10 protein-coding genes are annotated in these 12,972 nt (G+C 46.3%); 2 read left to right on the top strand and 8 right to left on the bottom strand.

Going from position 1 to position 12,972, the window contains the following annotated elements:
- Nucleotides 1-5 precede the first annotated feature (5 nt).
- From rnpA to BST85_RS11535, 4 genes are all read right to left on the bottom strand, one after another.
- Nucleotides 6-374: a ribonuclease P protein component gene (gene rnpA / locus BST85_RS11550; RefSeq protein ID WP_104813390.1), complete on the bottom strand. Its 369-nt coding sequence runs from the start codon at nt 372-374 to the stop codon at nt 6-8.
- A gap of 69 nt (nt 375-443) precedes the next feature.
- Nucleotides 444-2,231 (bottom strand): M1 family metallopeptidase, encoded by a 1,788-nt coding sequence (locus BST85_RS11545; protein ID WP_104813389.1) that lies wholly within the window; start codon nt 2,229-2,231, stop codon nt 444-446.
- A gap of 5 nt (nt 2,232-2,236) precedes the next feature.
- Complete coding sequence (locus tag BST85_RS11540) at nt 2,237-3,907, bottom strand: S8 family peptidase (protein WP_104813388.1); 1,671 nt, start codon at nt 3,905-3,907, stop codon at nt 2,237-2,239.
- 17 nt (nt 3,908-3,924) lie between these two features.
- Nucleotides 3,925-4,785, bottom strand: coding sequence for an MBL fold metallo-hydrolase (locus BST85_RS11535; protein ID WP_104813387.1), 861 nt, complete (start codon nt 4,783-4,785; stop codon nt 3,925-3,927).
- A gap of 93 nt (nt 4,786-4,878) precedes the next feature.
- Between BST85_RS11535 and BST85_RS11530 the strand changes: the two genes are divergently transcribed.
- Both BST85_RS11530 and BST85_RS11525 read left to right on the top strand, forming a co-directional pair.
- The gene (locus BST85_RS11530) at nt 4,879-6,720 is read left to right on the top strand and encodes a cation:proton antiporter (RefSeq protein WP_104813386.1); all 1,842 of its coding nucleotides are present in this window, start codon (nt 4,879-4,881) and stop codon (nt 6,718-6,720) included.
- Nucleotides 6,717-6,959 carry a hypothetical protein gene (locus tag BST85_RS11525; RefSeq protein WP_104813385.1) on the top strand — a complete coding sequence of 81 codons (243 nt, stop codon included), beginning with the start codon at nt 6,717-6,719 and terminating at the stop codon, nt 6,957-6,959. The genes BST85_RS11530 and BST85_RS11525 overlap by 4 nt, the downstream gene beginning before the upstream one ends.
- 29 nt (nt 6,960-6,988) lie before the next feature.
- On the opposite strand, the gene BST85_RS11520 is transcribed toward BST85_RS11525, so the two are convergent.
- The 4 genes from BST85_RS11520 to lepA all read right to left on the bottom strand — a co-directional run bounded on the left by BST85_RS11520 (nt 6,989) and on the right by lepA (nt 12,900).
- A complete protein-coding gene (locus tag BST85_RS11520) occupies nt 6,989-8,377 on the bottom strand; it encodes a T9SS type A sorting domain-containing protein (RefSeq protein WP_104813384.1) in 1,389 nt (462 codons plus the stop codon).
- A 115-nt stretch (nt 8,378-8,492) separates the two neighbouring features.
- The gene (locus BST85_RS11515) at nt 8,493-9,236 is read right to left on the bottom strand and encodes a LytR/AlgR family response regulator transcription factor (protein WP_104813383.1); all 744 of its coding nucleotides are present in this window, start codon (nt 9,234-9,236) and stop codon (nt 8,493-8,495) included.
- Nucleotides 9,236-11,068: a tetratricopeptide repeat-containing sensor histidine kinase gene (locus BST85_RS11510; RefSeq protein WP_104813382.1), complete on the bottom strand. Its 1,833-nt coding sequence runs from the start codon at nt 11,066-11,068 to the stop codon at nt 9,236-9,238. Before BST85_RS11510 ends, BST85_RS11515 begins: the two co-directional genes overlap by 1 nt.
- Before the next feature lie 35 nt (nt 11,069-11,103).
- Nucleotides 11,104-12,900: a translation elongation factor 4 gene (lepA, locus tag BST85_RS11505; protein ID WP_104813381.1), complete on the bottom strand. Its 1,797-nt coding sequence runs from the start codon at nt 12,898-12,900 to the stop codon at nt 11,104-11,106.
- Between the last annotated feature and the right edge of the window lie 72 nt (nt 12,901-12,972).

Below are 12,972 nucleotides of genomic sequence, written 5' to 3'. Positions count from 1 at the left end.
CTTCATTATTGTTTTTCAGACCGCCCCTTCAGCTTGTCCAACAGTCCGACCATAGCTCGCTGGACCTCTTCATACGTGGGCTTCTTTGAGGAAAGATATAAAAACATCATCGCATATTGCGGCCCGCCATCTGGGCTTAACATATGTTTGTGAAGGCGATAGGCCTCGCGCATTTTGCGCTTGATAGCATTTCGGTCCACGGCTTTTGCCATCAATTTTTTAGGGACAGAGAAACCCGCCTGATTCTCTTCGGCTTCCATAGGGACATAGATGAGCTTGATCGATCCCTGTCTGAGGGATAATCCTCGATCGAACAATTGGTCGATCAGTTTTCGGCTTTTTAGTCTTTCAGACCGCTTGAAACGTTGGCTCACCTGTTAAAGATAAAAAACACCTGAATCCAGCCAGGGATCCAGGTGTTTTGCACAATTTCATTTTATGCGCTACTGCGCTTCGAAGGTGTTGTTTTCCCGATCTACATCAGCCATTAATTCGGACTGGTCAATCACGATTTTACTCACTTTTTTATCGCTCTTTACCTCCAGGTCATAGGTTGGATAAGCCCAGGCCCAGTCTGCAAGTACTTCCCTGGAAATACCTGCTGCTGGTTTTTGACCGCGCATCATTTGCAAGGGGATATAATACAGTTGAGTTGATCCGTCTTCAAAAGTTACAGTGAGATCGATCGGCATTGGCATCAGCCCTTTGCGCTCAAGCGTTATACTGGTTCCTTCATTTTCAGGAGTTACTTCTTTGATCGCATAATCAATGGTGTTAGTGGTCTGAGTCCAATCCATAAGGTACCATCCTAATTGGAGGCCACTTACCTTTTCAGCAACTCGAATAAAGTCGTTTGGAGTTGGGTGCTTGAATGACCAATCGTCATAATACCTTTTAATGGTTTTGTCCAGGGCATCCTGACCGATGATGTATCCCAATTGCGCCATAAAAACCGCTCCTTTGCTGTAAGCGGTAATTCCGTAGGCGCGGTTGGTCGCATAGCGGTCTGCATGCGTGGTTTGAGGTTGTTCCGCCCCAGAATTGGCCAGGTAGACATAACCGCGGTAAGACCCCTGGAAAGGATTGGCCCTATTGCTGTTCATGACCTTGTTCATCGCTCGGGCAGAGATATAAGAAGTAAATCCTTCGTCCATCCATTCGTGCTTTCCTTCGTTGGTGGCCATTAAGAACTGAAACCAAGTATGAGCCATCTCGTGTGCAGTCACACCAACCAAACTTTCAAACTTCCGCTCTCCGGTGATCAGGGTGCACATAGCGTATTCCATTCCACCATCACCTCCTTGTATCACTGAGTATTGCTTATATGGATAAGCGCCGATTGTTTCACTAAAGAATTTCATCAACTCTGCCGTCTTTGGCTGCAGGTTTTTCCAATTCTCGAGGATTTCAGGATTGTTCTTGTAGTAAAAGTTAAGTTCCACACCATTAGGACCGGCATAGGTGTCGTGGATGTATTCATCATCCGCCGCCCAGGTAAAATCGTGTACCTCTGGAGCAACAAAATGCCAACTCTTTTTTCCTCTCTTGGTTTTGCTATCAGGCTGGAGATATCCGGTTCCGCCAACTACATAATTTTCGTCAATGTTGATGGTCACATCAAAATTCCCCCAAACACCATGAAACTCACGTCCGATATACGGGTAGGCATGCCACCCTTCGAAGTCATATTCTGCCAATTTGGGGTACCACTGGGTCATGGAGTAGGCCACTCCTTCCGCATTGTCACGGCCCGAGCGACGGATTTGGATAGGCACCTGTGCATCCCATTCCATATTAAATGTTGTGGTAGCTCCAGGAAGAATAGGAGTATTCAGCTTCACTTCAAGGATAGTTCCTGCAACTTCATAACTTAGGTCCCGGCCGTCTTGCTTGAGCGACTTTGGCTTGATATATCCGATCTGATCCGGGCTAAGTTTCGAGATTCGATCTCCTACACGCTGATCCGGGTCCACGATGGTGCGCGAGCGAACATCCATTTCACTTCCCGGCTGGAACGCGTTGAAATAAAGGTGGTAGAATACCTGATCCAGGGTGTCGGGAGAGTTATTGGTGTAAACCAATTCCTGGGTTCCCAGGTAAGTTCCCTTTTCTGCATCCACATCTATCTGCATGGTATAATCGGCATTCTGTTGCCAATAACCAGCATAGTTCTGTGCTGAAAGTGTTGTCAAACACCCGAAGATCGCGATAGTAGTTAAAAATTGTTTCATTATGTCTATTTCATCTTGCTGGCCATGATCATGGCATTATACAAATTCACCATTTTTCCGGACTTTGAAACATCTCGGAAACTAGATTGATTGCTGCTTTCGCCACCCAAAATGACAGGGGTATTGGAAGGCAGGCCACTATTCATTAATACCTGTTTTACCTGAGCGGCGCTCAGATTGGGAAAGTATCCTCGGATCATAGCGGCTACTCCTGCGACTGCAGGTGCTGCCATTGAAGTACCCTGTTGATAATCGTATTCATTTAGAGGCATGGTGGACCAGATCTTTACTCCAGGAGCAAAGGCATCTACATTGACTTTCCCATAATTGGAGAATTCTGCAACTAGCTCACTGCCATAGTCATGGTTTAGTGCTCCAATTGTGATGAAATTATCTGAAATCTCTGGGCCAACCCCTTGCTGATCGTTGGGATATACCTGGATAGTATCCAGATCATAAGCTTCATTCCCTGCCGCATTGACGATCAAAACGTCTTTGCTAGCTGCATATTTGATGGCGTCCCAAACCCATTCCGGGTGAGGGGAGAAGTATTTACCAAAGCTGGTGTTGATCACTGTCGCACCGTTGTCTACGGCGTATCGAATAGCCAATGCAATATCCTTGTCGTATTCATCACCGTCCGGAACTGCACGAATGACCATGATCTCGACGTTGTTTGCAACTCCGTCCATGCCAATCCCGTTTCCTCTTTGCGCAGCAATTATGCCCGCCACATGAGTTCCATGACTCACATCTTCCTTATCTTCAGTAGGTCCGTCAACATCACCGTTTCCATAGAACTTACTATTCCAATCGTCAGGGTCATCACCCAGTTTAGCAGAGCGATATTCCTCCTCCATATTGAAGTTGACATTGATTTGACCGTCAAAATATTCAATCCCTTCCTCCAGTTGTTCTAAGACCTCTGGAACGCTATCAGCAAAATTTAACATCTGGGACAGACCGGCGATCATTTGTTGTTCTGAAGCGGTTGGGTTTTGGATGCCTTGCAGATCTTCGACGGTATAATCTTCTTTTCCGAGTTTTGCAGAAATAGCCTCGTGGGCAGGCTTAACCTGGCTCAAAATCTGGGAATACTGTTGTTTGTAATTAAGGACTTTACTGTATTCCTTGTCGTATTCGGCCAGTGCTTTTTCGTATATCGCAAAATCTGCCCGGTCCGCCTCAGGTACGGAGGACATGGTTTTGCCCTCGAATTTTGGTCCTAATGTTCTGATATATCGAACATATTCAAGGTTTTCGCCAACCACATCACCCAGGAAGTTCCAGCCGTGCACGTCGTCTACATAACCATTCTTGTCATCATCTTTTCCATTGCCAGGTATTTCATCCTTGTTGGTCCAAATGATATTTTTCAAGTCCTCGTGCTCAATATCCACACCACTGTCGATGACGGCAACGATAACTTTTTCGCTTTTTTTCTTGGGCACCACTTCGGCATAGGCTTTTTCAACACTCATCCCCGGGATGGTATCCATCAGTAGGTCTTTGCCGCCCCAGGCCTTGGTCTCGGCCTCTGTAAGCTCAGTGATCTTAATAGGAACGGTATCGATATTTTCAATTGGCACCGACAGGATAGGCGCCGATCCTCCTCCACAGGAAGCAAGTGTTGCTCCCAGCACAAACGCCATAGTCATGGCTTTGATCGAATTCATAGCAATTCTTTTAGTCATTAATTTAATAGTTCTTCGACCGTGTAGGTCTTATCTAGCCTCACTCCTTTTTCAGTACGCTTCACCGTAATGATATGATTGTGGGCATCGTGCTCCAGGAACAGATAATAACCTTTGTCTGCGGCCTGGTTCAGGAATTTTTCTTTTTCTGGAAGCGTGAGCAAGGGCCTGGTGTCGTATCCCATTACATAAGGCACTGGTAAATGCCCGGCGGTTGGTAACAGATCGGCCATAAACACTAATTGCGTTCCGAGAAAGGGAATATGTGGGATCATTTGTTTTTCGGTATGCCCATCTGCAAACAGGATACCAAAGTCCATCTCGTTCGCTTGAGAAAAGTCCGAATCGGGATCTTTAACGAACTTTAACTGTCCGCTCTCTTCTATGGGCAGAATATTCTCCTTCAGAAATGAGGCCCGCTCCCTGCGATTGGGTTCCGTAGCCCATTTCCAATGCCGCTCATTACTCCAGTAAGTAGCGTTTTTGAACGCCGTCTCATACCCGCTTCTGTCCTTGTTCCAACGAATACTCCCGCCGCAGTGGTCAAAGTGGAGATGACTCAGGAAAACATCCGTCACCTCATCCCTGTGAAATCCAGCAGCCGAAAGAGAGCTGTCCAGATCGTGATCACCCCATGGGTAATAGTATCCAAAGAACTTTTCGCTTTGTTTGTTTCCCATACCATTATCAATAAGTGTCAGCCGGTCGCCATTCTCAATGAGAAGACATCTGGCTGCTATATCGATCATATTATTGGCATCGGCCGGATTGGTTCTATTCCAAAGCGCCTTGGGCACCACTCCAAACATGGCGCCTCCATCCAGTTTAAAATTTCCAGCCTCAATGGGGTAAAGATTCATCGAATCGGGATAAGTCCCGCAAAATAATAAAAGTGAGGCACTCAGAGAGGGTTGCGTTTGCGGAAGTTTCCTATTTTTAGGCAAATTTCATGCATGTTAGAACTAGCTGGGATAATCATATTCGGAATTTTGGCGCAATGGGTAGCCTGGAGATTCAAGTTACCGGCCATTCTTCCGCTTATTTTGATCGGTCTTTTGGTAGGGCCGATCTCTGCCGAATATCTATCGGCGGACGGACAAAAGTGGATAGAACCCATCTGGAATGGTGAGAAAGGGCTGTTTCCCGGAGAGAGCCTTTTTTACTTTGTTTCCCTGGCCATCGCCATCATACTTTTCGAAGGAGGGCTTACCCTTAAGATTTCGGAGATCAAGAACGTAGGTCCGGTTATCACCAAGTTGATCACCATAGGGGCCGTGGTCACTCTTGTTGGAGGCGCTGTTGCCGCCCACTTTCTCTTTGGTCTGTCCTGGCGGATTTCTGCCTTGTTCTCAGCTTTGATCATTGTCACCGGACCAACGGTGATCACCCCTATTCTAAGGAATGTTCCATTGAGAAAGGATGTCTCGGCCGTCTTGAAATGGGAAGGGATTCTTATTGACCCGATTGGGGCTTTGGTGGCCGTTTTGGTCTTTGAGTTTATAAGCATTGATGCCGGAGGCGAATACACCCTGACCGCAGGATTGGAGTTTCTTAAGAAGATCTTGATAGGATCCACCTTCGGTTTTGGCTTTGCACATGCCTTCAATTTTGTGGTTGGAAGAAAGTGGGTCCCACACTATCTTCTCAATGTCTTTGCCCTGGCTAGTGTACTTGGGGTTTTCGTAGTGGACGAATTGTTTGCCAAGGAATCAGGACTATTGGCAGTAGTTGTCATGGGGATGGTCCTTGGAAATATGAAATCGAATTACTTGAAGGAACTGCTTTACTTCAAGGAGTCATTAAGCATACTGTTGATCTCCATACTTTTCATCCTTTTGGCTGCCAATATGAATATGGACGAGCTCTTGTTGGTCTACAATTGGCAGGCGGCTTTATTGCTGGCCATCATCATCTTTGTGATCCGGCCATTAGGGGTGCTGATCAGTACAAGAGGCTCCAAACTGGCATTCAAAGAGAAATTGTTTATCAGCTGGGTAGGCCCGCGCGGGATCGTCGCGGCTGGAATTGCCTCCCTTTTTGGACTTACTCTTGCCCGAAGAGGTGTACCTGGCGCAGAGTACATTACCCCTTTGGTCTTTATGGTGGTGCTGGGGACGGTGCTGCTCAACGCAGCCAGCGCAAGATTTCTTGCGAAAGTATTCGGGGTATTTCTGCAGAAATCCGAAGGAATTCTTATTGTGGGAGCGTCGGTATTCCCTCGCTTGATAGCACGCTATCTAAAGGACAATGGGCGACACGTGGTTTTGATAGACAGCAACCAAGAGAACATTAGAATGGCCCAGGAGATGGACTTGGATGCCATGGTTTCCAACATCTATTCCGACAACCTAACGGACAATATCGAATTGAACGATGTGGGCTATTTATTGGCTATGACCGCGAACCCAACCATTAACGATTATGCCATACAGAAATTGGGAGAACATTTTGGGGAGAATGGTTCCCACAGACTGATATCAGATGAGGAAAAGGAGAATCCTGATTTTACCTCAGAGCAGGGACTATTTTCCCATGTGGATGATTTCCCAGAGCTGTCCCGAGTAGCCGAGACTTATCCGCAGATCAAGGAAATTCCTATCCGCAGTAACAATCACTACGGCTCCATGATGAGTTTTACGGACGAGGAGTCAGAGACCATTCCCTTATTCATAAAAGATCAGGATAGAGAACTACACATCATTTCGTCCAACAATAAATCGGTACGTACCGATCTGAAGAATGCGGTACTGGTTTATATGGGTAAATCCCTAAATGATATTGCGTTGGAAGCATGAAGATTCACTTAACCAAGATCGGGATTTGCTTGCTGTTGTCTGGCCTTTTGATTGCCGCATCGTGTAAAGAAGACGATTCTACCAGCTGTTTAAATTGCTCTTCCCAGGCAACCCCAGATTTCGAACTATGCAGGCAATCCAACGGGAATGCGAGTGTAAACGGCGAAGATACGGGTACTCCTTACGATCAGTATTTAGAGGATCTGCAAGAAGCGGGCGCCAGTTGCGGAGGAAACTAAAAAAAGCCCCGATAAAAGGGGCTTTTGTTCTACTTGACGATCAGTTTAGTGTGGTTGGGCTGGCCGGAGGTGCTCACAACCTTCACCAAATAGGTTCCGGCAGATAGCGACTCGGTATTGACCTGGTTTCCGTAACCGGCTAATAACCTCCGACCGTTTAGATCATAAACTTCGTATTGATCCACCAACATACCAGTGATCTTAGTGTAATTTATAGCGGGATTGGGCGTCAGGCGAATCTCGAGTTGAGCAAGGGAAGGATCGTTCACCCCCAGGGTGCCATCAAATCGCTTTACCCATCCTCCCGAACCTGATGCGGCTCCGTAGGCTACATAGGGGACAAAATCGACAGGATGAAATGCCAGGCTAATGTGATCAGATCCTCCGGAAATGGTTTCATTGCCTAGCATCACCCAGTCGGACCCATCGTACCTTGAAACGGTCAAATTAGGATTAGATGAGGTATTGTTTCGGTCCATGTACAATAAATAGACCATGCCGTCGCCGGGATTGATCCCGAAATCGAAAGCTGTTGCCTGTGCATGGACCTGGGTCACATCCGTCACCAGATCGGTCCAGGTAGAGCCATCCCATTTTTTGACCTCTATGGTCGGTTGTCCTCCGATATTGGCCGGGTTGGCCACATAAATATCTCCGTTGCTCTGATCTATGCGGATCTTAGCAATAGAATTGTTTTGGTTAGTTAGATTGGGATCCGGCAGATCATTCCACTCCACCCCGTCAAATTCTGAGACCACCACCCGATCTCCCGTACCGCCATCATGCAACAAATAAGGAGCGCCGTTGCTGGCATAGTATTCCATATCGAAAAAAGCAGCCACTTCCTGGGAGAACTTCGGGGTGCTGAGATATCCCCAGTTGGTGGGGCCATAGGATACTACAGAAGCCAATCCTGGAGTCCCCCCATTGCTTGTGTCTGAAAACGCAAGAGTTGGATTACCGTTTAATGGATTAACAGCAAACCCAAATCCGTCACCGTTGATAAAGAAATCCTGGATTTGGATGGTGTCATCACCCACGTATTCTATCCAATCGATACCGTCAAAGGTTTGCATATGGTTTGGCGGAGAATCATAGTATACGACGGGCCAATTGTTAGTTCGGTCAAAATCGAATCCTATTTTAAAAGGAGTCAGGTTGGGGTCATCATCGTCAAATCTTCTTCCTCCCAGATCGACCCAATCAGAGCCATCGAACCGCATCAGGGTAGGACCGGCCCCTACGTTTTGAAGGAAGTCGAAGAAGAAAACATAAGGCTCGTTGGTTTGAGGATGAAAACGAAGAACAGGGGTTATGGCTCCATCCGGGGCAAAACCATCGGAAGATCCAACAAAGCTCCACTGGCAATAACCAGTCAGGGTGGCCAGCATGGCCAGAAGTAATACGTACCGTTTCATAATGGAAAAATTTCGATTAATAATGACCCAAACTATTGATAAAGAAGGGTTTTATTTGATCGAATGAGAATTTGTGGGCCCTGATCCGGAATTGGTGGTGGATCAATGAGAATTGTCAGGAACTCAGGCGCTCGACCAACAATTGAGATTTTCTTCCAGAGACCGTCACCTGTGCTCCATTGACCAACTCCAGCACAGAATCTTTTTTGTGAAATAACTTGGCATGATCAAGATTGACCAGATAGGACTGATGGGTTCGGAAAAAGTCAGACTTGGGGAGGTCTTTTTCAAAGGATCTCAACGCCCTGGAAACGATGATCTTCCTACCGTCATTGATATAGAATTCCGTGTAGTTGTTATCGGATTTCAAGAAAAGGATATCCTCTGTCTTTACAATATGCACAGCTTCCAAATTCTTGAGCACTAGTTTCTGAGAGCCAACTTGCTGGTTGTAATGCTGATAGAATACCTGCAACATTTGGTTGTAATCCTGTTGATCGATCTGGTCCAAAGCCATTTGAAAGGCTTCGACCAGCTCTTCTTCAGCAAAGGGTTTTTCCAGAAAACTAAGGGCGCTGAAACGAAAAGCGCGAACGGCGTGCTTACTGTAGGCTGTTATAAAGATAATTTTGAAAGAAACAGGCATAAGCTGCTCCAGCACACTGAAGATCTCCCCATCCCCCAGGTTGATATCAGAAATCAAAATGTCGGGTTTTCTATTCTGCAAGGCAGCTTTGGCCCCTTCAGTAGTATCTATGGTATTAAAGACTGAGATATCCGGAAAATGACTTGCAATGATCTCCTTTATCTCCGTGGCCATCCTGGAGTCGTCCTCTATGATCTGACAACTCAATCCCATCAACACGACTTTTTAGGAAAGATAAGCACCACTTCAGTACCACCCAGTTCTTCTCCTGGCCGTGAACCAGTAATTGCTATATCCACCGGATAGGACTCGGATTTCGCCAAGAACTTGACACGCTCCTCGGTGATTCCTGTGGCCATCGACCTGTGGAGTCGATTAGCATTCTTTGCTCCTATTTCAAATCCCTTTCCATTGTCCCTGATACAAACCTCAACGGAATCATCCTTCAGCTTATATGCCACCTGGATCGAACCCTTTTCTAGCCCTTTTATACCGTGAATTACCGCATTTTCCACAAAAGGCTGTGTAAACATTGGGGGAATGCAGTCCAATTCCGTATCCAATTGTGGGTCTACCTCTAGCTTGTATTCAAATTGATGGTTGTGGACCATCTGCTGGAGAGAAAGGTAATCTTCGATGGTATCAATGTCCTCCTCCAAGGGTATGAACTTCTCTGTTGTATGCTCCAGGATATTGCGCATCAAACCGCTGAAATTACGGATATAACCAGTGGTTTTGTCTGTGTCGTTCTTCTTGACAAAACTTTGGATCCCCGTTAGCGCATTAAACAGGAAATGGGGGTTTAACTGTGTTTGTAACAGTTGCCGGGAGACTTCAGAATAGGCTAATTGACGTTTGGCCCGAACACGTTTATAGCCGAAATATGCGGCCATACTTGCCAGGACAAAAACGAGTATGGAGCCAAACAGGACCAATTGCTGGTTGCTTAACTGCGCTTCTTTAAGCTGGTTGTCCGCCTTGAGGAGTTCGATCTCACGGGATTGTTTGTCATTCTCAAATTGGGCGGTTATCTCAGCAATTCGTTCGTTCTCCTGAAGCTGACCAACGGAATCCTTTAGAATGATATATCTGCGATAAGCGGAAACCGCCGCGTCTGGCTTATCCAAGGTGGTGTAGGTTCTGGCCAAAAGATCTTCGATCTCCAGTATTTGCTGTCTCTCATCCAGGTTCTGTCGAGCAAGATCAAGGTTGATCAAAGCAGCTTCGGGATTTCCCAACTGCAGATGGCAATCTGCCAGCAGCAAGTAACTTTTACCCAGGTTTAGGCGATAACCAACCTCCTCCTTGATCTCCAGAGAACGGGTTATATAGCCAATGCTTTCTTCACATTGGCCAATTTCTCTGGAGCTATTACCCATATTAAAATAAATAAAGGATAAGGTTACAGAGGGCTCATCTCCTACTTCTTTCAACATGGCAGAAGAGATCTTCAATAGACTGGAGGAAGGCAAGTATTCAGAGATACTGTCAGAAGAATGGGTCTCAAGAGCACGTTCACTGCTTGAGATGGATTGGTCATAGAAATAGCTGGCCACCTCCTGTTTTCCGAGCTTCTCGTAAATAACACCAACTTGCAAGTTAGACTTGGCAATCCCCTTCCTGTTGGCGGCCTTTTCGTAATACGTGATGGCGGTCAAATATTCCTCAATGGATCGATCGTAGATCTCCTTTAAATAGAAACCCGAAGCCAGGTTATAATGAGTCTCGCCATTGATTGCCGGGCTCAGACTTTTGGTGTTTTCCAGATTGAACTTCAAGGCTTTGGCAGAGTCGTCGATACGATCTACCATCATCAGGAAGTAGGCATTAGCGTTGTTGCAACGTGCGATCATGGTCACATCGTCGGAAAGAACGGCAAGCTGATGAGCCCGATCGCTGTAAACCAAAGCACTGTCTAAGTTGGAATTATTGAATGAAAAGGCTTTTTCCAGCAGAATTTCTGCTTGCTGATCCGACTCCTGACCATGGAGCACATATCCCCCTGCTAGGATGGCAATACAGATAAGGAGTGCAACATCTTTCATTACACTCAAATTACAAAAAATTAGTATACAGGAAGTTAGTCGTTAAGTTTTAGAACGGCCATAAAAGCTTCTTGGGGAATTTCAACATTTCCAACCGCTCTCATCCGTTTTTTACCCTTTTTCTGTTTTTCCAGAAGCTTTCTTTTACGGGTAATGTCCCCACCATAACACTTGGCTGTAACATCCTTTCGGAGGGCTTTCACAGTCTCCCTGGCTATGATCTTAGAACCGATGGCAGCCTGTATAGGAATGTCGAACTGTTGACGTGGGATAAGTTGCCGCAGTTTTTCGCACATCTTCTTTCCAATATCATAGGCATTATCCTGATGAATCAGGGCCGACAGCGCATCTACTGAGTTGGCATTGAGCAGAACATCTACCTTGACCAGTTTGGACTCTCGCATTCCAATAGGGGAGTAGTCAAAGGAGGCATATCCTTTGGATACGGTTTTCAATCTGTCATAAAAATCAAAGACGATCTCGGCCAGTGGCATATCAAAACTGAGTTCGACCCTGTCCTGGGTCAAATAGGTCTGGTTGGTAATCTGCCCTCGCTTTTCAATACACAGGGACATCACCGGTCCAACAAAATCAGCCTTGGTGATAATACTAGCCTTGATAAATGGCTCTTCCACCCGGTTTAGGGTAGATGGATCTGGCAGGTCGCTTGGATTGTTAACCAAGATCACGGTATCCGGCTCCCGATTTGTGTAAGCGTGATAGGATACGTTAGGGACGGTAGTGATGACCGTCATATCAAATTCGCGCTCCAATCGTTCCTGGATGATCTCCAAATGCAGCATCCCCAGGAATCCGCAGCGGAAACCAAAGCCCAAGGCGGCAGAACTCTCTGGTTGGAAAACCAAGGAAGCATCATTCAATTGCAGTTTCTCCATGGAGTTGCGAAGCTCTTCGTAGTCTTCGGTGTCTACCGGGTAAATTCCTGCAAAAACCATTGGTTTTACGTCCTCAAAGCCTGAAATAGCTTCCTGGGTCGGGTTTTTGGTGTCCGTAATGGTGTCACCTACCTTGACCTCTCTGGCATCTTTGATCCCAGTGATCAGGTAACCCACATCTCCAGCAAGGATCTCCTGTTTTGGCACCTGATTCAGCTTTAAAGTACCTACTTCGTCTGCTGAATAGGACTTTCCGGTGGCCATGAACTGGATCTGTTGTCCTTTCCGGATAGAACCGTTGATCACCCTGAAATAGGTCTCAACTCCTCTGAAGGGGTTGTACACGGAATCAAAGATCAAGGCCTGAAGTGGAGCATTGATGTCTCCTTTTGGAGAAGGGATTCTATCGATAATAGCCTCTAGAATGTCCTCTATTCCTATACCTGTTTTTGCGCTAGCAGGAATTACTTCCTCGGGGTCACAACCAAGAAGATCCACTATATCGTCCGTTACCTCTTCAGGATTGGCCGAAGGGAGGTCAACCTTATTCAAGATCGGAATGATCTCAAGATCGTTTTCCAGCGCCAGATACAAATTGGAAATGGTCTGCGCCTGTATGCTTTGTGCGGCATCAACTATCAGCAGCGCACCTTCGCAGGCCGCAATTGACCGGGAAACCTCATAGGAGAAATCAACATGACCAGGAGTATCGATCAAATTCAGAATGTATTCCTGGCCCTGATGAGTGTATTCCATCTGGATAGCATGACTCTTAATAGTAATGCCTCTTTCCCGCTCCAAATCCATATTGTCCAACAACTGATCTTGTTTTTCCCGTGCTGTTACCGAACCTGTTGTATCTAACAAGCGATCGGCCAGGGTGCTTTTTCCATGATCAATATGGGCAATTATGCAAAAATTTCGAATGTGCTTCATGAGCCTGTCTACGCTGCTTTAGGGGTTGCAAATATAACTCAAAATGCCGGCTCGCGCTGTCTAAGTGTGTAG

Source organism: Aureitalea marina, assembly GCF_002943755.1.
In the GTDB taxonomy this organism is placed as follows: domain Bacteria; phylum Bacteroidota; class Bacteroidia; order Flavobacteriales; family Flavobacteriaceae; genus Aureitalea; species Aureitalea marina.
Note: the sequence above shows the minus strand (reverse complement) of the source record. Positions and strands in the feature narration are given on the sequence as shown.